27 protein-coding genes are annotated in these 21759 nt (G+C 69.8%); 24 read left to right on the forward strand and 3 right to left on the reverse strand.

The annotated features are described in order from the left end of the window. The first annotated feature begins 65 nt into the window (after window positions 1-65). The 23 genes from rplV to ElP_RS00200 all read left to right on the forward strand — a co-directional run bounded on the left by rplV (window position 66) and on the right by ElP_RS00200 (window position 14340). On the forward strand, window positions 66-473 hold the full coding sequence (gene rplV, locus ElP_RS00085) for a 50S ribosomal protein L22 (RefSeq protein WP_145266072.1): 408 nt from the start codon (window positions 66-68) through the stop codon (window positions 471-473). A 51-nt stretch (window positions 474-524) separates the two neighbouring features. Beyond that, on the forward strand, window positions 525-1229 hold the full coding sequence (gene rpsC / locus ElP_RS00090; RefSeq protein WP_145266075.1) for a 30S ribosomal protein S3: 705 nt from the start codon (window positions 525-527) through the stop codon (window positions 1227-1229). Further along, window positions 1168-1590, forward strand: a complete 423-nt coding sequence (rplP, locus tag ElP_RS00095; RefSeq protein WP_145266077.1) for a 50S ribosomal protein L16 — start codon at window positions 1168-1170, stop codon at window positions 1588-1590. The genes rpsC and rplP overlap by 62 nt, the downstream gene beginning before the upstream one ends. A gap of 49 nt (window positions 1591-1639) precedes the next feature. Then, on the forward strand, window positions 1640-1858 hold the full coding sequence (gene rpmC, locus ElP_RS00100; RefSeq protein WP_145266080.1) for a 50S ribosomal protein L29: 219 nt from the start codon (window positions 1640-1642) through the stop codon (window positions 1856-1858). Window positions 1859-1921: 63 nt separating this feature from the next. After that, entirely contained in the window at window positions 1922-2296 is a 375-nt protein-coding gene (rpsQ, locus tag ElP_RS39210; protein ID WP_145266082.1) for a 30S ribosomal protein S17, read from the forward strand. A 139-nt stretch (window positions 2297-2435) separates the two neighbouring features. After that, window positions 2436-2816, forward strand: a complete 381-nt coding sequence (gene rplN, locus ElP_RS00110; RefSeq protein WP_145266084.1) for a 50S ribosomal protein L14 — start codon at window positions 2436-2438, stop codon at window positions 2814-2816. Window positions 2817-2904: 88 nt separating this feature from the next. After that, complete coding sequence (rplX, locus tag ElP_RS00115) at window positions 2905-3258, forward strand: 50S ribosomal protein L24 (RefSeq protein ID WP_145266087.1); 354 nt, start codon at window positions 2905-2907, stop codon at window positions 3256-3258. A 144-nt stretch (window positions 3259-3402) separates the two neighbouring features. Next, on the forward strand, window positions 3403-3963 hold the full coding sequence (gene rplE, locus ElP_RS00120; RefSeq protein WP_145266089.1) for a 50S ribosomal protein L5: 561 nt from the start codon (window positions 3403-3405) through the stop codon (window positions 3961-3963). Window positions 3964-4102: 139 nt separating this feature from the next. Next, the gene (gene rpsH, locus ElP_RS00125; protein WP_145266091.1) at window positions 4103-4498 is read left to right on the forward strand and encodes a 30S ribosomal protein S8; all 396 of its coding nucleotides are present in this window, start codon (window positions 4103-4105) and stop codon (window positions 4496-4498) included. Between the two features lie 65 nt (window positions 4499-4563). Continuing rightward, the gene (rplF, locus tag ElP_RS00130; RefSeq protein WP_145266094.1) at window positions 4564-5112 is read left to right on the forward strand and encodes a 50S ribosomal protein L6; all 549 of its coding nucleotides are present in this window, start codon (window positions 4564-4566) and stop codon (window positions 5110-5112) included. 166 nt (window positions 5113-5278) lie between these two features. Further along, complete coding sequence (rplR, locus tag ElP_RS00135; protein WP_145266096.1) at window positions 5279-5656, forward strand: 50S ribosomal protein L18; 378 nt, start codon at window positions 5279-5281, stop codon at window positions 5654-5656. A 180-nt stretch (window positions 5657-5836) separates the two neighbouring features. Then, window positions 5837-6325: a 30S ribosomal protein S5 gene (rpsE, locus tag ElP_RS00140; RefSeq protein ID WP_197446600.1), complete on the forward strand. Its 489-nt coding sequence runs from the start codon at window positions 5837-5839 to the stop codon at window positions 6323-6325. A gap of 11 nt (window positions 6326-6336) precedes the next feature. After that, window positions 6337-6789 (forward strand): 50S ribosomal protein L15, encoded by a 453-nt coding sequence (gene rplO / locus ElP_RS00145; RefSeq protein WP_145266099.1) that lies wholly within the window; start codon window positions 6337-6339, stop codon window positions 6787-6789. A gap of 225 nt (window positions 6790-7014) precedes the next feature. Beyond that, on the forward strand, window positions 7015-8412 hold the full coding sequence (gene secY / locus ElP_RS00150) for a preprotein translocase subunit SecY (RefSeq protein WP_145266102.1): 1398 nt from the start codon (window positions 7015-7017) through the stop codon (window positions 8410-8412). A 106-nt stretch (window positions 8413-8518) separates the two neighbouring features. After that, a complete protein-coding gene (gene map / locus ElP_RS00155; protein ID WP_231749366.1) occupies window positions 8519-9328 on the forward strand; it encodes a type I methionyl aminopeptidase in 810 nt (269 codons plus the stop codon). A 13-nt stretch (window positions 9329-9341) separates the two neighbouring features. After that, entirely contained in the window at window positions 9342-9560 is a 219-nt protein-coding gene (locus tag ElP_RS00160; protein WP_145266104.1) for a type II toxin-antitoxin system HicB family antitoxin, read from the forward strand. 415 nt (window positions 9561-9975) lie between these two features. Next, window positions 9976-10092, forward strand: a complete 117-nt coding sequence (gene rpmJ / locus ElP_RS00170; protein WP_145266109.1) for a 50S ribosomal protein L36 — start codon at window positions 9976-9978, stop codon at window positions 10090-10092. A 68-nt stretch (window positions 10093-10160) separates the two neighbouring features. Beyond that, complete coding sequence (rpsM, locus tag ElP_RS00175; RefSeq protein ID WP_145266112.1) at window positions 10161-10544, forward strand: 30S ribosomal protein S13; 384 nt, start codon at window positions 10161-10163, stop codon at window positions 10542-10544. 206 nt (window positions 10545-10750) lie between these two features. Further along, window positions 10751-11131, forward strand: coding sequence for a 30S ribosomal protein S11 (gene rpsK, locus ElP_RS00180; RefSeq protein WP_145266114.1), 381 nt, complete (start codon window positions 10751-10753; stop codon window positions 11129-11131). A 168-nt stretch (window positions 11132-11299) separates the two neighbouring features. After that, window positions 11300-11929 (forward strand): 30S ribosomal protein S4, encoded by a 630-nt coding sequence (gene rpsD, locus ElP_RS00185; RefSeq protein ID WP_145266117.1) that lies wholly within the window; start codon window positions 11300-11302, stop codon window positions 11927-11929. 219 nt (window positions 11930-12148) lie between these two features. Beyond that, window positions 12149-13147 (forward strand): DNA-directed RNA polymerase subunit alpha, encoded by a 999-nt coding sequence (locus ElP_RS00190; RefSeq protein WP_145266120.1) that lies wholly within the window; start codon window positions 12149-12151, stop codon window positions 13145-13147. A gap of 166 nt (window positions 13148-13313) precedes the next feature. Then, the gene (gene rplQ, locus ElP_RS00195) at window positions 13314-13772 is read left to right on the forward strand and encodes a 50S ribosomal protein L17 (protein ID WP_145266123.1); all 459 of its coding nucleotides are present in this window, start codon (window positions 13314-13316) and stop codon (window positions 13770-13772) included. Between the two features lie 133 nt (window positions 13773-13905). Continuing rightward, complete coding sequence (locus ElP_RS00200) at window positions 13906-14340, forward strand: HIT family protein (RefSeq protein ID WP_145266126.1); 435 nt, start codon at window positions 13906-13908, stop codon at window positions 14338-14340. 377 nt (window positions 14341-14717) lie between these two features. Here ElP_RS00200 and ElP_RS00205 read toward each other — a convergent pair whose 3' ends face one another. Both ElP_RS00205 and katG read right to left on the reverse strand, forming a co-directional pair. Then, complete coding sequence (locus tag ElP_RS00205; RefSeq protein WP_145266128.1) at window positions 14718-16127, reverse strand: TolC family protein; 1410 nt, start codon at window positions 16125-16127, stop codon at window positions 14718-14720. 661 nt (window positions 16128-16788) lie between these two features. Next, window positions 16789-19167 (reverse strand): catalase/peroxidase HPI, encoded by a 2379-nt coding sequence (gene katG / locus ElP_RS00210; RefSeq protein WP_145266130.1) that lies wholly within the window; start codon window positions 19165-19167, stop codon window positions 16789-16791. A 321-nt stretch (window positions 19168-19488) separates the two neighbouring features. Here katG and ElP_RS00215 point away from each other — a divergent pair, with 321 nt between their 5' ends. Next, window positions 19489-20376, forward strand: coding sequence for a LysR family transcriptional regulator (locus ElP_RS00215; RefSeq protein WP_145266133.1), 888 nt, complete (start codon window positions 19489-19491; stop codon window positions 20374-20376). A gap of 56 nt (window positions 20377-20432) precedes the next feature. Here the strand turns inward: ElP_RS00215 and ElP_RS00220 are convergent, their stop codons facing one another. Then, entirely contained in the window at window positions 20433-21566 is a 1134-nt protein-coding gene (locus ElP_RS00220) for a prenyltransferase/squalene oxidase repeat-containing protein (protein ID WP_197446601.1), read from the reverse strand. Window positions 21567-21759: the final 193 nt, after the last annotated feature.

The raw sequence follows: 21759 nt of genomic DNA on the forward strand, positions 1-21759 counted from the left end.
CCGGCCGCCAGTCGAACTCGATGAGACGATGGCCGGCCCCCCCGGCCCTACGGGATGCGAAGACGATGAAGACCCAGAGCCCCTACCCCTACAAGGCGTCGCACCGGTTCGCCCGGATGTCGGTGCTGAAGGTCCGCAAGATCCTCGACCTGATCCGAGGAAAGTACGCCGACGAGGCGATGCAGATCCTCAAGTACCTGCCCCACCGCGGGGCCCGGTACACCGAGAAGGTGCTCAAGAGCGCCATGGCCAATGCCGAGGACCAGGGGGTCCGCAACCCCGGCGACCTGATCGTCGCCGACGCCCGGGGCGACGGCGCCGCCATGTTCAAGCGGCTCATGCCCCGGGCCCGGGGCATGGCCCACCTGATCCGGCGCCGGAGCTGCCACATCACCATCGGCCTGGCCGACCTCGAGACGGCACTGGCCGGCCCCGAGGCCGCCCGCCGGATGGCCGAGGACGACGGCGAGTAACCGCGAGCGAACCGAACACCCGGCCATCTTGAGCGAGGATCGGACCGACCCATGGGACAGAAGATCAACCCGACCGGCTTCCGCATCGGCGTGATGGAAGACTGGCGGAGCCGCTGGTACGCCGGCAAGGCCGAGTTCAAGGACCTGCTGGTCGAGGATTTCAAGGTCCGCAGGTACATCAAGAAGAAGTACAGCTACGCGGGCATCCCCAAGATCGAGATCGAGCGCACCAGGGACGCGGTGGTCGTGCTGCTGCACACCGCCCGGCCCGGCGTGATCATCGGCCGCAAGGGCGCCGAGGTCGAGAAGCTCCAGGAGGAGCTGCAGGTCCTGACCGGCCGCCGGATCGAGATCAAGATCGTCGAGGTCAACCGCCCCGAGATCGACGCCCAGCTGGTGGCCGAGGACGTCGCCGAGCAGCTGGGCAAGCGGGCCAGCTTCCGCCGCACCATGAAGCGGACGCTGGACAACACCATGGACGCCGGGGCCAAGGGGGTGAAGATCCGCCTCTCCGGGCGCTTGGGCGGGGCCGAGATGTCCCGCACCGAGAAGGCCGCCCGCGGCTCGATCCCGCTCTCGACGCTCCGGGCCAAGATCGATTACGGCTTCGCCGAGGCCCGGACGAATCAGGGCCACATCGGCGTCAAGGTTTGGGTCCACCAGGGCGACTATCTGAAGATGGAGGCCGAGTCCGATGGCCATGATGCCCAAGCGGGTCAAGTATCGAAAAAGCCAAAAAGGTCGCGTAAAAGGTAACGCGACCCGGGGCAATTACGTCGCGTTCGGGGAGTACGGCCTCCAGTCCCTGGTGCCCGGCCGGGTCAGCGCCGAGGTGATCGAGGCCAGCCGGATGGTCCTCTCCCGGGCCGTCCGGGTCGGCGGGGGCAAGGTCTACATCCGGGTCTTCCCGCACAAGAGCATCACCTCGATCCCGGCCGAGACCCGGATGGGCAAGGGTAAGGGCGAGGTGGACTACTGGGCGGCGATCGTCAAGCCCGGCACGGTCCTCTTCGAGGTCGCCGGGATCCCCGAGGCCCGCGCCCGGGCCGCCTTCGCCCGCGTCGCCTACAAGTTGCCCGTGACCTGCCGGTTCGTCACCCGCCGGCCAACCCTCTGATCGATCGACCGAGCCCCGCCGGCCCGGCGCACGGACCAGGACCCCAGCGATGACCAAGCCCGCCGAACTCCACGAGAAGGACGACGAGCAGCTCGCCCTGCTGCTCAAGGAGACCCAGGAGCAGCTCTTCCGCCTCCGGTTGCAGAGCTCCACCGAGCGCCTGGAGGCCCCCAGCGAGATGCTCAAGGCCAAGCGCGAGATCGCCCGGATCAAGACCATCCAGCGGCAGCGCGAGCTCCGGGCGGAGGCGCAGGCCGCCGGCTCCTGAGCGCCCCGATCGACCGTCCCGGACCCACTCATCCCCGACCTCCGTAGAAGCAAGTAATCGACGATGAGCCAGCCGACGCCGACCAACCCGGCCGAGACCTCGCCCACGCCGCGGCCCCGAGGCCGTCGCAAGGTCGAGATCGGGACGGTCACCTCCGACAAGATGGACAAGACCCGACGGGTCGAGGTCTCCCGCCTCGTCCCGCATCCGAAGTACGGCAAGTACCAGAAGCGCCGGACGATCTGCTACGTCCACGACGAGCAGAACGATACCCGGGTCGGCGACCTGGTCGAGATCATGGAGAGCCGGCCGCTCTCGAAGCAGAAGCGTTGGCGGCTGGTCCGGATCCTCCGCAAGGCCCCCGCCCACGAGGAGGCCGACGCCCGGGCCGCCGCCGGGGCCCAGGAGCCGCCGGCCCCGGGCCCGGCCGCCGAATGACAGGGGGCCTCCCGGCCCGGCAATGGCCCCCCGACGACGCTCGATTCGTGAAATGAACCATCGCTCATCCTTCGGAGATTCGTTGGCCGCCGGCGATCGCTGGGGACCGCGGCCGCGACCGTGACTGGGGTTCTCGACGATGATCCAGATGCAGACCCGGCTCGATGTGGCCGACAACTCCGGGGCCAAGGAAGTCATGTGCTTCAAGGTCCTCGGCGGCAGCGCCTCCCGCTACAAGAGGCGGACCGCCGGCGTGGGAGACGTGTTCATCGGCAGCGTGAAGAAGGCCGCCCCCGGCGCCGACGTGAAGGCCGGCGAGGTGGTCCGCTGCGTCGTCGTCCGCACCCGCTTCAAGACCCGACGCGCCGACGGCTCCTACGTCCGCTTCGACAAGAACGCCTGCGTGCTGATCTCCAAGGAGAACGAGCCCCGCGGCACCCGGATCTTCGGCGCCATCGCCCGGGAGCTGCGCGAGAAGCAGTTCATGAAGATCATCAGCCTGGCGTCCGAGGTGGTCTGACCCCCCGACCCGAACCGACCCCGAACCGACCGGCCGACGACCTCGGCCCCATCCGCAGGCACGGCCCATCGCGGCCGGAGAGAGACTCATGAAGGTCCGCAGCAACGACGAGGTCGTCGTCATCACCGGAGACGACAAGGGCACCCGGGCCAAGGTGCTCAAGGTCCTGCCCGAGCGGGGCAAGGTCGTCGTCGAGGGGGTCAACCTCGTCTACAAGCACGTCAAGCCCAATCAGCGCAACCCCCAGGGCGGCCGCCTCTCCAAGGAGATGCCGGTCGACGTCTCCAACGTCATGCTCTTCTGCCCGACCTGCAATGGCCCGGCCCGGGTCGGCCGCCGCATCCTCGACAACGGCCAGAAGGAGCGGCACTGCAAGCGTTGCGACTCCGGCCTCGGCACCCTCGGCCCCCCCAAGCCCACCCGGGCGAAGACGCAGGGCTGATCGGATCGGCCCGCCCCGCCGTCGACGAGGGCAGGCCCCGGGCCCTGCCCGCCTCCCATCGGACGTCCGACCCACCCCACCGCCCCCGCCGGCATACGGGCACCGCCACCCGGGCCCGCGCCGTCGGCCAGAGGACCGCCAGACATGGCCCGCCTGTTCGAAGAATACCAGAAGACCATCGGCCCCGAGCTCGCCAAGAAGTACGGGATCACCAACGTCATGGCGGTGCCCAAGATCGAGAAGGTCGTCCTGAACATGGGCGTCGGTCGCGCCACGCAGGACAAGACGATCCTCGACACCGCCGTCGACACCATGGGGCGCGTCGCCGGCCAGAAGCCGGTGATCACCAAGGCCAAGACCTCGATCGCCGGCTTCCGCCTCCGCGAGGGGAACGAGATCGGCTGCAAGGTCACCCTCCGCGGCATGAAGATGTATGAGTTCCTCGACCGGCTGATCAACCTGGTGCTGCCCCGCATCCGCGACTTCCGGGGGGTCAACCCCAACAGCTTCGACGGCAACGGCAACTACACCCTCGGCCTGTCCGAGCAGGTGGTCTTCCCCGAGATCGAGGCCGACAAGATCACTCACACGCTGGGGATGGACATCACCATCGTCACCACCACCCGCAACGACGACCAGGCCCGCGAACTGCTCCGGGCCTTCGGCATGCCCTACCGCAAGCCCGGCTCGCAGCGGGCCGGCTGAGTCGACCCGACCCCGGTCCCTCGCCCGATTTCCCCGATAGATCGTTCAAGACCCCCGCCTCGCCGACCGCTCGGCCGCCCGAGACCCCCCCCGGCGGATCGACCGCGTTACCCGAGGCGGCAGAAAGGCCGACCCCGCCATGATGACCGACCCGATCGCCGACATGCTGACCCGGATCCGCAACGCCGTGCGGATCGAGAAGCCGTTCGTCGACATGCCGCACTCCAACGAGAAGCGCGGCATCGCCCAGGCCCTCAAGGAGGAGGGGTACATCTGGGACTTCGAGGAGATCGACACCGTCCCGGCCCGCACCCTCCGCTTGAACCTGAAGTACGGCCCCAACGGCGAAAAGGTCATCTCGAAGATCGACCGCGTCAGCAAGCCCGGGCGCCGCATCTACAGCGGCTACCGGGAGCTGAAGCCGGTGCAGGGCGGCATGGGCATCCACGTCCTCAGCACCCCCAAGGGCATCGTCAGCGACCGCCGAGCCCGGGCCGAGAAGGTCGGCGGCGAGGTGCTGGCCCTGGTCTACTGAGACCGGCCGGACCCGCCGAGCCGAGCTACCCCACCCGACCACCGCCTTGCCCGGAGCCCAGTCCCATGTCCCGAATCGGTCGCCTGCCGATCCCCGTGCCCGACGCCGTGAAGATCTCCCTGGCCGACACCACCATCAAGGTCGAGGGGCCCAAGGGCTCGCTCTCCTTCACCTTCCGCGAGGAGATGCGGGTCCGCCACGACGCCGACGCCAAGCAGATCCTCGTCGAGCGGCCCGACGACGAGCGCACCAGCAAGGCCCTCCACGGCCTGACCCGAACCCTGATCAACAACATGATCAAGGGCGTCACCGAGGGCTACTCCAAGCGCCTGGAGATCGTCGGCGTCGGCTACCAGGCCCAGCTCAAGGGGCCCAACACGGTCAACCTCCAGGTCGGCTACGCCAACCAGGTGCAGGTGCAGGCGCCCGAGGGGGTGACCGTCACCGTCCCCGACGCCACCCACATCCAGGTCACCGGGGCCGACAAGCAGGCCGTCGGCGAGTTCGCCGCCCGGGTCCGCCGCGTCCGGCCGCCCGAGCCCTACAAGGGCAAGGGCATCCGCTACGAGGGCGAGCAGGTCCGCCGCAAGTCGGGCAAGGCGTTCGGCAAGTAATCGGTCGGGGTCGGCCGCACGCGGCGGGAGGCAGGCGGGGTCGACGGCGAGGGCCGTCCCCCGAGGTTGCCCGGCTGCTGTCGACCTCCGACCGCCGACTCAACAAGGGGCCGGGTGGCCGGTCGGCATCGGCTGCCCAAGGGGCCCGGAGCAGGAGAGCACGAAGGTGAAGGGCAAGAACCAACGGTTGCACGTCCAGGGGCAGCGGCTCCGCCGTCAGCGGCACGTCCGCAAGAAGCTGCACGGCTCGGCCGAGCGGCCCAGGCTGGCGATCTTCCGCAGCTCGAAGCATATTTACGCGCAGATCATCAACGACGACTCGGCGACGACCCTCGCCTCGGCCGGCACCGTCGAGCCGAGCTTCCGCCAGGAGAGCGGCTACGGCGGCAACAAGGCCGCCGCCGCGGTCGTCGGGAAGCTCGTCGCCGAGCGCGCCAAGGCCGCCGGTATTGACAAGGTCTGCTTCGACCGCCGAAGCTACAAGTATCACGGCCGCATCCAGGCCCTGGCCGACGCCGCCCGCGAGGCCGGCCTGGAATTCTGATTATCGGGAGCGAGCAGGCAGCAGGCAGTCGGCAGCAGGCAGGACAGAGGGGGCCCGGCCACCCGCCCCGGCCCCGTCCCTGTCCCGATGCGGCCCATTGTCCCGAATCGTCGACCGCAACGACCCGATCCGCCCGCCCTCCTGCTGCCTCCTGCCTACTGCCTACTTCCCCGGAGGATCATGGTGTCCAGCGACAGTCGAGATCGCGGCGAGTGGACCGAGAGCGTCGTGGCCATCCGCCGTTGCGCCGCGGTGGTCAAGGGTGGCCGCCGATTCAGCTTCAACGCCCTGGTGGTCGTCGGCAACGGCAAGGGCCAGGTGGCCTGGGGCTACGGCAAGGCAAACGAGGTCCCGCCGGCGGTGGAGAAGGGCGTCAAGGACGCCCACAAGCGGATGTGCCGGGTCCAGACCCGGCGCGGCACCATCCCGCACCAGGTGATCGGCCGCTACGGCGCCGCCAAGGTCATCATGCTCCCGGCCAGCCCCGGCACCGGCGTCATCGCCGGGGGCGCCGTCCGGGCCGTGGTCCAGGCCGCCGGCATCACCGACATCCTGACCAAGAGCATCGGCTCGGCCAACAAGCTCAACCTGGTCAAGGCCGCCATCAACGGCCTGGAGCAGCTCCGCACGAAGGAAGAAGTCGCCCGGCTCCGTGGCGTCGAACTTTGAGGTAGATGACGATGCAGATCCACGACGTCCACGAAGGAATCCAGAAGCACAAGAAGCGCAAGCGGATCGGCCGCGGCGTCGGCTCCGGCCACGGCAAGACCAGCACCAAGGGACACAAGGGCCACTCCTCCCGCCAGGGCTACAAGCAGCACCCCCTGATGGAAGGCGGCCAGATGCCGATCGTCCGCCGGGTGCCGATCCGGGGCTTCTCCAACGGCCGGTTCAAGAAGGACTTCGCCATCCTCAACCTCGAGCTGCTCGAGGCCTTCTTCGACTCTGGCGCCACCGTCGACGAGGCCGTCCTCCGGGCTAAGGGCCTGGTCAAGGGCCGCCACGACGACGGCCTGAAGATCCTCGGCGACGGCACCCTGACCAAGGCCCTCACCGTCAAGGCCCAGAAGTTCTCCAAGACCGCCGCCGAGAAGATCGCCGCCGCCGGCGGCTCGATCGAGGTCGTCGGCTGATCACCCGATCGGACCACGCCGCCGGGCCGGATCGAGACGAGATCCGGCCCGGCGGCCGTCCCATTGGGAGCAAGCCCGACCGCCCCTCACGCGCCGGGGCGGACCTCGCCGTGCGCCCGGCCTTCGCACCGACCGCCGGCGATCTCCGGACCGACCGGGACGAATCCAAGGACGCTGTTTGAATCGCCGACGCCCCGCCCCGACGCGCACAGGAGCCGTCCTGCCGTGCAGAAGCTGATCACGATCTTCTTCAAGGTCCCCGAGCTGCAGCGCAAGATCCTGATGACGGCCATGTTCCTGGCCATCTACCGGATCGGCTTCTACATCCCCCTGCCGATCGTCGACCAGTCGGCCCTGGCCGAGTGGCAGGAGACGATCCGCCAGCAGGCCTTCGGCAAGGTCCTCGGCATGGCCGCCATGTTCGGCGGCACCCAGATCGGCATGAGCACGATCTTCGGCCTCGGCATCATGCCCTACATCTCGGCCTCGATCATCTTCCAGCTGCTGGGCAGCGTCGTGCCCCAGCTGGAGGCCCTGATGAAGGAGGGCGAGAGCGGCCGCAAGAAGATCAACGAATACACGAGATACGCGACGGTGGTGATCTGCCTCGGCCAGTCGGCCATGTGGATCCAGTTCGTCCAGACGCTCGACTTCATCCCGGCGGGATACAAGGACTTCTTCCCGTACGGGTTCATCTGCATGCTGATCATGACCACCGGGACGATCTTCCTGATGTGGATCGGCGAGCAGATCGACGAGTACGGCATCGGCAACGGCATCAGCCTGCTGATCATGGCCGGCATCCTCGCCCGCGCCGACGACGCCATGTTCTACCTGGCCGCCGGCTTCACCCCCCGCCTGACCGGGGACGCCGAGAAGCCGTACAGCCTGATCGTCACCATCCTGCTGTTCGCGCTGTTCATCGCCGTGATCGTCGGCGTCATCGCGATCACCGAGAGCCAGCGCCGGATCCCGACGCAGTCGGCCAAGCACGTCCGGGGGCGTCGGGTCTACGGCGGCAGCCGGCAGTACCTGCCCCTGAAGGTGAACCAGGCCGGCGTCATGCCGATCATCTTCGCCTCCAGCCTCCTGATGTTCCCCTTCTTCATCTTCAAGGGGCTCTCCTCCGGCACCGCCGGCTGGCTGACCGACGAGGACGCCGCCGGCTGGCAGGTCGGCATCGCCCGGTTCTGCGAGAGCACGCTCGACGCCTTCCAGAGCCAGGGCTACGTCTACACGGTCTTCTACATCGCGTTGATCTACTTCTTCTGCTACTTCTGGACGGCCATCACCTTCAACCCCAAGGACATGGCCGATAACCTGAAGGACTACGGCAGCTTCATCCCCGGCTACCGCCCCGGCCGCCGGACGGCCGAGTACCTGGAGAAGGTGATGCTGCGGATCACCTACGTCGGCGCCGCGTTCCTCAGCCTGGTGGCGGTCATCCCGTCCCTGGTCCAGGCGGGGCTGGCCCAGGCCGGCACGAGCGTGGACCCGCTGATCACCTCGTTCCTGGGCGGCACCGGCCTGCTGATCGTCGTCTCGGTCTGCCTCGACCTGGTGCAGAAGATCGACAGCCACCTGATCATGCGGAACTACAGCGGCCTGATGACCCGACGCTGATCCCGGAGGCCGGGATCGCCCGGCGGGAGCCGCCCCGCCCGGCGATCCCCGGGTCCGGCCCCGCTCGCCTCGCCGCCGAACGCCCCGCCCCGGAGGGCCCCCCCCGATGCTCCGCCCCAGCCGATCGATCATCAAGCTCAAGAGCCCCCGGGAGATCGGCCTCATGCGGGAGGCGGGCAAGGTCGTCGCCGAGGCCCTCGGCCGCGTCCGAGAGCTGGCCGTGCCCGGTGCCACCACCGCCGAGCTGAACGATGCGGTCGCCGCCGTCTTCCGGAAGTACGACGCCACCCCCCTGTTCCTGAACTACCCGAGCCCGACCAAGGGCGTCCGCGCCTTCCCCGCCGTCATCTGCGCCAGCGTCAACGACGCCGTCGTCCACGGCATCCCCAGCCGTCGGCCCTTGCAGGACGGCGACATCATCTCCGTCGACACCGGCTGCCGCCTCAACGGCTGGTGCGGCGACTCGGCCGTCACCCTCGCCATCGGCGAGGTCACCCAGGAGCACGGCAAGCTGCTCCAGGTCACCCGGGAGACGCTCGAACTCTCCATCCGGGCCATGGGCCGGTGCGAGTACTGGTCCGAGGTCGCCGGCCTGATGGAGCGATACGTCAAGAGCCAGGGGATGCACGTCATCGAGAAGTTCGTCGGCCACGGCATCGGTCGCGACATGCACGAGGAGCCCCAGGTCCCGAATTTCCTCAGCAAGGCGTTGCGTCGCAATGACATCCGGCTCGAGCCTGGCATCGTCCTGGCCGTCGAGCCGATGGTCGCCCTGGGGACCAAGCACGTCAAGGCCCTCGCCGACGGCTGGACCATCGTCACCAAGGACAACCGCGGCGCCGCCCACTTCGAGCACACCGTCGCCATGACCGCCGACGGCCCCCGCATCCTCACCCTGCCGCCGGACCAGGAATGAGACGGGGGCGACCATGGATGCGGCGGGCCCGCTGACGATCGAGGTCGAGCAGGAAGTCGACGGCCGTTGGATCGCCGAGGTCCCGGAACTCCCCGGTGCCCTCGCCTGCGGTCCTTCTCGCCTCGACGCGATCGGCCGAGTCGAGGCGCTCGCGCTCAGGGTATGGGCCGACCGACTGGAACATGGCGAGAAGGTCCCCGAGCTCGGCCGTCTCTTCGCGATCAGTTCATGATTCGATGGCATTCGACCAAGGCGAGACACGTCCTCGCTGCCCTCCTTCGCATCGGCTGGAGTGTCAAGTGCCCTCTCGGAGGCTCGCATCGTGTCCTTGAATGGGTCGGCTGGCCGGACTTCGTGTCCTTTTTCCACGACACTGACGAGATTGGTCCTCGCATGCTGGCCCGGGTCGCCCGCCAGCCCGGCCTGACACCGGACGATCTTTGGACGGCCTGCAGATCGGGTCGATTCCGATTGTTCGGGTCACAACAGCCTTGCCTCGGCGGGGCCGTTGCGATACAGTAGTCGAATTCCCCCCGGTCCGCGGCGCGCGCCGGTCGACCGGCATCCCCGACGCGCCGTCGAGCCCAAGCGGGCTCGAAGAACCGACGCGATCATTCATCAGGCAGCAGCAGACGGGACGAGGAGCGATGAAGGTCCGATCGAGCGTCAAGCGGATTTGCGACGCCTGCATCATCGTGCGGCGACGGGGCAAGGTGTACGTCATCTGCAAGGCCAATCCCAAGCACAAGCAGCGGCAGGGCTGAGACGGCCCGAGCGGCCTCGACTCGGGCCGCCGGACTGATCGGACCGCCTCCCCGGAGGAACAGGACGGATGCCTCGTATCCTGGGCGTCGACATCCCCAACGATAAGCAGATTCGGATCTCGCTGCGCTACCTCTACGGCATCGGCCCCTTCCTGGCCGATCAGCTCTGCGAGCGTACCGGGGTCGAGCCGACCAAGCGGGCCCGCGACCTGACCGACGACGAGCTGGCCAAGATCATCGCGCTGCTCGACAACGAGTACACGGTCGAGGGCCAGTTGCAGCGCGTCGTGCAGCAGAACATCGCCCGGCTTCGCGACATCAATTGCTACCGCGGCCTGCGGCACCGCCGGGGCCTGCCCGTCCGCGGCCAGCGGACCCAGACCAACGCCCGGACCCGCAAGGGGCCCCGCAAGACGGTCGCGGGCAAGAAGGGCGTCAAGGACATGCGCTGAGCCGGCCCCGAGGCCGCGTTCTCCGGAGGGGAGGGCGGCCCGCCTCGGCTCAACCCGGCCCCCCGAGGCCCGACGCGGCCCCGGGGCGTCTCGCCCGGCGACGGCCGGGCGCGTTCGTTCCATCGGAGCAATCATTCGGCGGATTTTGATCGGAGCGTCCGACTCGATCCCCGTCCCGGACACCCGAAGAGCGGAGCAGCCCAGCGGTGGCCAAGGCCAAGAAGCGGAAGACCCGCCGCAACGTGAGCCGCGCGGTCGTGCACATCAAGGCGACGTTCAACAACACGCTGGTGACGGTCACCGACCCGAACGGCGACACCCTCTGCTGGGCCTCCAGCGGCACGGTCGGCTTCAAGGGCAGCCGCAAGAGCACGCCCTTCGCCGCCCAGCGGGCCGCCGAGGTCTCGGCCTCGACCGCCACGAAGTTCGGGGTCAAGGAGGTCGAGGTCCGCGTCAAGGGCCCCGGCTCCGGGCGGGAGAGCGCCATCACCGCCCTGCAGGCCGCCGGCCTGTCGATCAAGGCGATCGAGGACGTGACGCCCCTGCCGCACAACGGCTGCCGCCCCCCCAAGAAGCGGCGGGTCTGATCGGCTCGGCCGGTCGGGTCGTTTCCCCGTATCGGGATGCCTTGCCTCGCGGATGTCGGGGTGCTGAGCGGGCGGGTGCCGGGCCGTCACGCCGCCGGCCCGATCCCTCAGCAGACGGACGGTTCAGACGCCATCGCTCGGCACTTATCTGGTTGAGAATCGAGGATCATGGGACGCCACATCGGACCCGTCTGCCGGCTTTGCCGACGCGAAGGGATCAAGCTCTTCCTCAAGGGCTCGCGCTGCGATTCGCCCAAGTGCGCCGTCGAGCGTCGGGACGGCCCCCCCGGGCAGCAGCAGTACCGCCGCGGCAAGCCGAGCGAGTACTCCATCCGGCTGCGGGAGAAGCAGAAGGTCAAGCGGTACTACGGCGTCTTCGAGCGCCAGTTCCGCCGCTACTACGAGATGGCCAGCCGCCGCCCCGGCAACACCGGCGACCTGCTCATGGCCCTGCTCGAGCGCCGGCTCGATAACGTGGTCACCCACCTGGGCTTCGCCGTCAGCCGCCCCTCGGCCCGGCAGCTCGTCCGCCACGGCCACATCCTGATCAACGGCCGCAAGACCGACATCCCGAGCTACCTGGTCAAGCCGGGCGACGTGATCAAGATCAAGGAGCGCGAGGGCTCGCAGAACCTCGTCGCCGGGGCCCTGAGCATGGAGGGCATGCCGCCGGTCCCCGACTGGCTGGACCGCACCTCCACCGAGCCCGCCGAGGGCCGGGTCAGCCGACTGCCCACCATCCAGGACGTCTCGCTGCCGGTCACGCCCCAGCTGATCGTCGAGCTGCTGAGCCGCTGACGCCGGGCCGGCCGGTCGGAGACGCCATCGTCGGATTCGGATTCGGGACGGGGATTCACCGCGGAGAACGCAGAGGACGCCGAGGAAGACCCCAGGGGACCGGATCGTCGCCGGGCGAGCCCATCGATCGATCGAGTCGGTCGATCGGCCGCCCGCCCCTCCCCCAGCCACGCCCGCCCGTCGCGTCCTCTGCGGTGAATTTGGGAGCCTGATTCAGCCATGCGCATCCGTTGGCGAGGCCTGGAACTGCCCAGCCGGGTCGTCTGCACCCGGGAGACCTTGACCGAGTCGTTCGGCGAATTCCACGTCGAGCCGTTCGAACGCGGCTTCGGCCACACCGTGGGCAACAGCCTGCGTCGCGTGCTGCTCTCCAGCCTGGAGGGCAGCGCCGTCACCACGATCAAGATCCAGGGCGTCCAGCACGAGTTCTCGACCATCCCCGGGATGGTCGAGGACATCACCGACCTGGTGCTCAACCTCAAGGGCCTGGTCGTCAAGAACCACAGCGACAGCCCCCGCACCATCCGCATCGAACGCGACCGCCGCGGCGTCGTCACCGCCGCCGACGTCCTCCACGACGAGTCGGTCGAGGTCATCAACCCCGACCACATCCTCTGCACCCTCACCGACGACGTCCCGTTCCACATCGAGATGAGCGTCGAGAACGGCCGGGGCTACCGCCCCGCCGCCGAGGGGCACACCGACGACCTGGAGATCGGCGCGATCCCCATCGACGCCATCTTCAGCCCCGTCACCCGCGTCGAGTACAAGGTGCAGGACACCCGGGTCGGCCAGCGGACCAACTACGACCAGCTCACCATGCGGATCTGGACCACCGGCACCCTCAGCCCCGAGATGGCGCTGGTCGAGGCCGCCAAGATCCTCCGCAAGCACCTCAACCCCTTCGTCCAGTACTACGAGCCCGGCCCCGGCCTGCCCGCCGACGGCTCCGGTGGCTTCGAGGGGGGCTCCTACGGCGGCGGCGTCGACATGGAGACCGAGCGGAAGCTCAACATGAGCCTCGCCGAGCTCGAACTCTCCGTCCGCGCCACCAACTGCCTGGAGAGCGAGGGGATCACCTCCGTCCGGGACCTCGTCAGCCGGTCCGAGGACCAGCTCCTCGGCGTCCGCAACTTCGGCGAGACCACGCTCAAGGAAGTCCGCGTCAAGCTCCAGGAGATCGGCCTGGATCTCGGCATGGACATCGCCCGCCGCTGATCTCATTCGGGAGTAGGCAGTAGGCAGTAGGCAGTAGGCCGAACAGGACCGTCCGGCGGGCACGCATCACCCCGGACCGGGTCGCCTCCTCCGCTGCGTCGTCGGGACTCGGATATCCGGCTTACTGCCTACCGCCTTCTGCCTTCTGCCTACTGGGACCCAAGCCATGCGTCACCGCAAAGCCGGACGGAAGTTCAAGCGGAGCCCCGAGCATCGCCGGATGCTCATGCGCAACCTGGCCACCTCGTTCTTCGAGCACGAGCGGATCGAGACGACCCAGGCCAAGGCCAAGGAACTGCAGCCCTACGCCGAGAAGCTGATCACGATGGCCGTCCGCGGCATCCGCCGCCAGAAGGCCCTCGGCGGCGACGCGGCCGACAAGCTCCCCCTCGCCGAGTTCCGCCGCATCCTCACCGTCCTGACCCGCAAGGACGTCGCCTACAAGCTCTTCTTCGAGATCGCCCCCCGCTACATGGAGCGGCCCGGCGGCTACTCGCGGATCTTCAAGCTCGCCCACCGTCGCCAGGGCGACTGCTCCCAGATGGCCATCATCCAGCTCATCGGCGCGGACGAGCCCGTCCGCTCCCAGTCGGTCCAGCCCGAGGTCGTCGGCTCCGAGGCCTGATCCGATCCGACCCCGGCACCCGATGAATTCCGCCGAAGGCAGGGGCCAGATGACCCGTCATCTGGCCCCTGCCTTCGGCCGTTTGAGCCCCCCTCGCCCTCCCCTCCCCTCGACCCGGCCGGGAGCCCCGAGCATGGCCTACGACCCCCAGAACGTCTTCGCCCGGATCCTCCGGGGCGAGATCCCCGCCGCCAAGGTCCTGGAGACCGACGGCGCCCTGGCGTTCCTCGACGTCGGCCCGGTCAACAAGGGGCACCTCTTGATCGTCCCCAAGGCCGAGGCCGCCACCCTCTCCGACCTGCCCGACGACGTCTCGGCCCACGTCGGATCCCTCCTGCCCCGCCTCTGCCGGGCCGTCAAGCAGGCCACCGGCGCCGACGGCCTGAACGTGATCGTCAACCACGGCGAGGTCGCCGGCCAGTCCGTCCACCACGTCCACTGGCACATCGTCCCCCGGTTCAAGGACGACGCCTTCCGCTGGCCCTGGCCCCAGCAGTCGTACTCCGGCGACGAGGCCGAGCAGATGCGGGACCGCATCCGCCATGCCCTGGGTGACGGGGAATCGTGAGCGGTCACGGGGCGAGGATCAAGGCATGTCCCGGTCGCCTGGACCTCGACGCCTGGTTCGGCCTGGTGCCGATCGGGCTCCTGCTGATGGTCGGCCAGCCGGCCGCCCTGGGTCGCGGTCCGTTAGCCTTCCTGGTGAGACGCCGCCGTCAGCCGGGCCCTGAGCCATACGCAGGGCCCCACCTTCGCCCTCGAAGTCGTCGCCGCGGCGGGCCTCGGCCCGATCGCCGTATGCGCAATACGAACCCCATCGTGATGGCCATGTTACGATCGCCTCGAACCGGTGACCCCCGCTTGCGGTTCCGGACCGCTACGGGACGGGGGGTCATGGTACGGATGCTGTCACACCGCGGCAGTCGGGGCGATCCATGAGAGCGCCTACGGCTGCTGGTTCCCGAGTCGGTCCTCGATCCGACGCCCGCCCGGCCCGAGCAGCGGCTGCTGGAGGCTCTCCTGGAACAGCTTCTGCTCCTGGTCCCGATGCGGCTGGCCCTGGCTCGGCGGGGGCGGCGGGTCGTCCAGCCCGTCCACCAGCAGCAGCCCGCAGATACCCACCTCCGCCCGGCGGAGGTTGAGCAGCGACTGCAGATACTCCTGCCGGGCCTGGGCGTAGGTGCGCAAGGCCTGCTGGACCTGCGACCATTCGCCTTTACCGGCCTTCAACCCCTCCAACCGGAGGTCAAACAGCTCCCGGGCCCCCGGCAGCCGCTCCTCCCGGTACTGCTCCACGTCGTCCCGGGCCGACAGGTACTGCTCGAACGCCGTGGCCAGCCGGTCCCTCAGGTTCAGCTCCACCCGGCGCACCCCGGACGCGGACCGGACGAGTTGGGCCCGGGCCGCCCGGATGTTCCCCTGGTTGCGGTCGAAGATCGGCAGCATGAACCCGAGCTGGGCGTACGCCTGCTGCCGCTGGTCGGCCGCGTTGTAGGCGGTGGCCAGCTCGAGCTGGAGGTTAGGGACCGGCTCGACCAGCTCCCGCTGCAACGAGACCTGATCGCTCGCCGCCACGGAACGGGCCACGCCCAGCTCGGGGCTGGCCGTCAGCAACTGGGCAAGGGCGGCGTGGAATTCCAGGGGCGGGCCGGCGGCCTCCAGGTCCGCGGAGAGCGGGGCCGGGGGCAGGTCCGGCAGGCCGACCAGCGCGGCCAGCCGTCCCCAGGCCGCCTGGTGGCGGTTCGCGGTCTCCTCGAGGAGATCCTCGAGCTGCGTCTTCTCCAGCCGGGCCTCCAGCACATCCGCCCGCTCGGCGTCCCCGGCCTCCTGGCGACCCTCGACCGCCGTCACCGCGTCATCCGCCCGGCGGATCAGCTCCTCCTGGGCCCGGGCCATGTACCGCAGGGCGACCACCTGCCAGAACTGAATGCGGACGGTATTCAAAACCCGAAGCCCCTGCGCCTTGGCCTGGCAGTCGACGACGTCAACCTCGCGCGCCGACTTCGCCCGGTTGAGCCTCAGCTTCCCGCTGGTGACGATCATCTGAGTGAGGAATGCCCCCTGCTGCCCGGCCGTCCCCTCCTCCCCGATCTGCTGGCTGAAGTACCCGACCGTCGGGTTCGGGTAGAGCCCGGCCTGGACCGCCCGGCCCTGGGCCGCGTCGAGCTGGGCGGTCGCCTGGGCCAGGGTCGGGTTATGCGACAGGGCGAACCGCTCCAGGTCGGCGAGGCTGAGCGGGCTGACCGGCGGCCGGGCCCTGGCGGGAGCCGGCTCCACCACAACGGCTGGGATCGTGGTCAGGAGGGCGCCGATCGCCACCCAGTTGAGGCGGCGGGACGAGCAGAAGAGCCTCATGCTCTGCTCCGGGGAACGGCATTGGAAGCGATCGCCCGCGTGGCGTTACGCGGGCGACGGAGGGCCGATCCGCTCCTCCCGATTATCGGCTCGGCTGCCGCTCCCAATCGATCGAATCGCGTCGCCCCTTCGGGGCAACTCGGCGGGGAGTCGCCGCGGGAAGCCGGCGCGTCTCTCACGCGAAGACACGTGGATCGCGATACGGTTACCGATCGTCGGTCCCGGGACGGACGCCCGGTCAACGTCGACCCCTCGCCGATGCCGGCCCCCGGGGCTCTCCCGGTCCGAGCCGCCCGGCGGTGATCCCGGGGACTCGCCGTCATCCTCGGGACGCCTGACGAGGAGGACCCCTCCCCTCCTCCGCGCCGGATGCGGCCCTCCCGTTCGACGGCCGCGATGCGTCCCGGCGTGCCCAGGAATCGGGAATGCTTCGCCCGACTCCCCCGCCCCGAGGACGGCGAAGATGATGGGGATGATGCCGTCCGTCGGACGCGGGGGTCGGGTCGAGATGGGGGGGCGTCGTCGCCCCCTCCCGGTCTCCTCTCGGTGCCGAGACCAGCCCCCCGACGCCGACCGTCGGGCCGGATTGGGGGGGCCGGGTCGCGGACACCTTTGACGCCGATCGGTCGCCTTGACGGGCCAATATCGGCGTCGGGCCGCTTCAGGCCTCGGGGTCGAGGTCGAAGCGATCGAGGTTCATCACCTTGGTCCAGGCCGCGACGAAATCGCGGACGAACTTCTCCTTCGCGTCGTCGGCGGCGTAGACCTCCGCGATGGCCCGGAGCTGCGAGTTGGAGCCGAACAGGAGGTCGACGCGGGTGCCGGTCCACTTGACCGCCCCCGACTCCCGGTCCCGGCCCTCGAAGACCTGGTCGCCTTCGGCCGACTGCTGCCAGGTGGTGCCCATGTCCAGCAGGTTCACGAAGAAGTCGTTGGTCAGCGTCCCGGGGCGATCGGTGAAGACGCCATGCGGGGAGTCACCGGCGTTCGCGCCCAGGACCCGGAGGCCTCCCACGAGCACCGCCATCTCGGGGGCGGTCAGGGTCAGCAACTGGGCCCGGTCCACCAGCGACTCCTCCGGCCGTCGGTCGTCGCTCGATGACAGGTAGTTGCGGAACCCGTCCGCGGTCGGCTCCAGCGCGGCGAAGGACTCCGCGTCGGTCATCTCCTGCGACGCGTCGGTCCGGCCGGGGGCGAACGGGACCCGGACGTCGAATCCGGCCTCCTTCGCGGCCTGCTCGACGGCGGCGGTCCCGCCCAGCACGATCAGGTCGGCGATCGAGACCGCCTTGCCGTCGTCCTGGGCGTCGTTGAACTCCTTCTGGATCCGCTCGAAGGCCTGCAGGGCCTCGGCGAGTCGGGCCGGCTCGTTCACCTCCCAGTCCTTCTGGGGGGCGAGGCGGATGCGGCCCCCGTTGGCCCCGCCGCGATAATCCGATCCCCGGAACGTGGAGGCCGAGGCCCAGGCGGTCGAGATCAGGTCCGAGGGGGAGAGGCCGGAGTCGAGGATCTCGGCCTTGAGCCGGGCGACGTCCTCGTCGTCGATCGGCGCGTGATCGGCCTCGGGGATCGGGTCCTGCCAGAGCTGGGGCTCGGGGACCTCCGGGCCGAGCAGCCGGGCGTGGGGTCCCATGTCGCGGTGGGTCAGCTTGTACCAGGCCCTGGCGAAGGCCCGCTGGAACTCCTCGGGGTTCTCGTGGAATCGCCTCGAGACCTTCTCGTAGTCCGGGTCCATCCTCAGGGCGAGGTCCGTCGTGAACATCATCGGGGCGTGCATCTTCGACGGGTCGTGGGCGTCGGGCACGGTGCCGTCGCCGGCGCCGTCCTTGGGGGTCCACTGCTTGGCCCCGGCGGGGCTCTCGGTCAGCTCCCATTCGTAGTCGAAGAGGTTGTCGAAGTATTCGTTCGACCACTTCGTCGGCGAGGAGGACCAGGCCCCTTCCAGGCCGCTGGTGATCGTGTCGCCGGCGTTCCCCTTGCCGAACCGGCTCAGCCAGCCGAGGCCCTGGGCCACGAGGCCGGCCCCCTCCGGGGCGGGACCGACGTACTCCTTGGGGTCGGCGGCGCCGTGGGCCTTGCCGAACGTGTGGCCGCCGGCGATCAGGGCGACGGTCTCCTCGTCATCCATCGCCATGCGGCCGAACGTGAGCCGGATGGACTGGGCCGCGGCGAGCGGATCCGGCTCGCCCTTGGGCCCCTCCGGGTTGACGTAGATCAACCCCATCTGGGTGGCGCCCAGCGGGTTCTCCAGCTTCTGGTCCTGGTAGCGCTCGCCGCCCAGCCACTCGCGCTCCGACCCCCAGAAGACGTCCTGCTGGGGCTCCCAGACGTCCTCCCGGCCGCCGGCGAAGCCGAACGGCTCGACCCCCATCGACTCGATGGCGCAGTTGCCCGCCAGGACCATCAGGTCGGCCCAGGAGATGTTCCGGCCGTACTTCTGCTTGATCGGCCAGAGCAGGCGACGGGCCTTGTCGAGGTTGGCGTTGTCCGGCCAGCTGTTGAGGGGGGCGAACCGCTGGGTGCCGTCCGAGGCGCCTCCCCGGCCGTCGGCGACCCGGTACGTGCCGGCGCTGTGCCAGGCCATCCGGATGAACAGCGGCCCGTAGTGGCCGTAGTCGGCCGGCCACCAGTCCTGGGACGTCGTCATCACCTCGTTGATGTCCTTCTTGAGGGCATCGAGGTCGAGCGACTTGAACACCTCGGCATAGTCGAAGTCCGCGCCCATGGGATTGCTTGCGGGCGAATTCTGGTGGAGCATCTCCAGGTTCAGCTGGTCGGGCCACCAGTCCTGATTCGACATGGCCTGCGGCGCCGGGGCCTCGTACTTCGGGGGGGCCTGGTCCGAGTCCCCGGGGCCCTGGACCGTCTTGGTCAGGGCGGTCAGCGTTCGGATCGCGCCCGTCACCGGGCACGAGACCACGGCCCCCGCGTCCCGCCCCTGGGGGCCCTCGGGCCGCGGGTCCTGGGCGATCGCGGGGGCGGCGATGCACAGCACCGCGAAGCTCGTCGCGAGACGAGCGAGGTGTGGTGTCGACGTCATGATCTCTCCTGGGGTGGTGGTCAAGGATCGGCGGTCGCAGCGTGGGGCGGCTCGTCGGCGAGCCGGACGCATGGGTGAATCTCCGAGGGAGCCGCCCCGATCCTCGCCGGGGTGGCCCATGCGTGCGATTCCCCGGCGAGCATCCGGGCGGGGCATGACCGTGTCGACCGGGGGCTGCCCGTCTCGCGGACGACACGCGCCGGGGGCGGGCCTCGCACCACCGGCCCATCCGGTTGACACCCCCCGCCGGCTCCCGGATTATCGGGGGACTCAATCGATAAGTCCAAGACGATTTTCCTATCCGGTCGATAGGCGCAGCCAATGGAAGTCCACCAGCTCCGCTACTTCGCCCGGCTGGCCGAGCTGGGCAGCTTCACCCGGGCGGCCGAGGCCTGCCACGTCTCGCAGCCATCCTTATCCCAGCAGATCCAGAAGCTCGAATCCGAGCTGGGCCGCCCCCTGTTCGAGCGGCTCGGCCGCCGGGCCCTGCTCACCGAGTCCGGGCGACGGCTCAAGCCGGTCGCCGACCAGGTGCTCTCCCTGATCGACGGGGCCCGCGACCTGGTGAACGACGACCCCGAGGCGGCCCGGCTCGTCGTCGGCGCCCCGCCGACGGTCGTCCCCTACTTCCTCGCCGGGGTGCTCGACGGCTTCGCCCGGGCCCACCCCCGGGCCCGGCTCGAGGTGGTGGAGGACGTGACCGAGTCGATCGTCTCCCGGCTGCTCGAATTCGAGCTGGACCTGGCCGTGCTCCCCCTGCCGATCGACCACGCCGAGTTCGACGTCGAGCCCCTATTCGACGAGGAGCTGCTGGTCCTGCTGCCCGCCGGCCACCGCCTGGCCGATCGGCCGAGGGTCTCCATCAGGGACCTCCAGTCCGAGCCCTTCATCCTGCTGCACGACGCCCACTGCCTCTCGGGCAACGCCCTGAGCTTCTGCCACCAGAAGCGGCTCCAGCCGATCGTCACCAGCCGGGTCAGCCAGCTCGCCACGATCCAGGAGCTCGTCAGCCTCGGCCGGGGCATCTCGCTCGTCCCGGAGATGGCCCGGCGGCTCGACGCCGACCCGTCTCGCGTCTATCGCTCGCTCTCCGGGGCGCGCCCGAGGCGGACGATCGGCCTCGTCCGGCACGCCCGGCGTTCCCCCTCCCTGCTCGCCGGCCGCTTCTCCGAGGCGCTCCGGGCGGCCGGCCCCCGATCCGGCCGTTAACCCCCGGGCCCGGCCGGAGTCGCCCCGGCCGCCTCCTCCGGCCGGGGCCCGCCCGATCAGCCCGACGGCCGCGCCGAGGCCAGGGCCAGCAGGCCGTAGCCGGTCACCAGGTTCGGATCCCCCTCCATCCAGCGGTCGGCCGGGTTGACCCACTCGCCGAGCTTGCCCTGACGCTCGGCCAACGCGGCCACGAGGTCGGCCCGCCAGTCGTGCTCGGTGCCCCCGGCGTCGGTCAGGGTCGGCCGGCCCAGCGCGGCGAGGGCCTTGGCGAAGGTCTGGTAGTAGTAGAACAGGCCCTGCTGGCCGAGGCCCGGGTTCTCGTCCAGCGAGTAATTGTTCCGAATGAACTCGTGAGCGGCCTTCACCCTCGGGTCGTCCATGGTCAAGCCGGCGTAGACCATGCTCTTGAGCCCGGCGTAGGTCATGCTCGCGTACGACCGCAGCCCGCCGCCGGGGGCCTCGCCCGCCTGGCTCTCGCCGCCGTTGGCCGGGGTGTAGATGAAGCCGCCGTCGTCGACGGCGTCGGCCCAGGGCTGGTCGTTGAACTCGCTGTCGAGGTTCTGCGTCCGGCTGACGAACAGCAGCGCCTTCTGCAACGCCGGGTCGTCCTCCGGCAGGCCGGTCTGCCGCAGGGCCTCGATCATGAACGAGGTGTTGGACAGGTCCGGCCGGCTGTGCCCGCCGTAGCCGGCGCCGCCGTAGAACGGGTCGGCGGGGGTCTTCCCCTCGCCCTCGTCCCACTGCAAGCCCTTGAGCGCCGCCTGGCCTCCCCGGATGACGGCGTCGTAGCGGTCGCCGGCCCCCTTCTTCTTCGCCTCGTCGAGGGCCATGATGCCGATGGCGGTCAGGTAGTTTGCGTGAGGCCCCCCGGCCTGCATCCCGTCGTTGCCGACGATCCCCTCGACGTACGACAAGCCGCGCTCGACGGTCGGGTCGAACGGCGTGACGCCCGACCTCAGCAAGGCCGTGACCACCAGCCCGGTGATCCCCGGGCTCCGCTCGGTCGACCACCCCCCGTTCTCCTCCTGCCGTCCCTTCAGGAACGCCACGGCCCTCGCCGCCATCGCCTCGGCGCCCGTCCCGGCCCCCTGGCCGGTCGCCCGGCCCCGGGCGGGGCGCAGCGAGGCCCACGCCCCCAGGGTCCCGATCCCCATCCCCAGGAACGATCGGCGGGTGTGCGAATGTTGCATCTGAAGGGGCCTCCTGAATCGTCCGCATCGGTCCGGGACCGCCGGGCGATCCTCCGACGGCCGTCCTACGCATTATAGCGCCGCCCGCACCCGATCGGAACCGGTCATCCCGCCCCGCCGAGGCCCCCCCGGGGGCCTCGGCGCGGGTGCGGCCCCCCCGGGATTCGGCCCGACGCGGCCGGGGGCGGGCGGC

Source organism: Tautonia plasticadhaerens (assembly GCF_007752535.1).
In the GTDB taxonomy this organism is placed as follows: domain Bacteria; phylum Planctomycetota; class Planctomycetia; order Isosphaerales; family Isosphaeraceae; genus Tautonia; species Tautonia plasticadhaerens.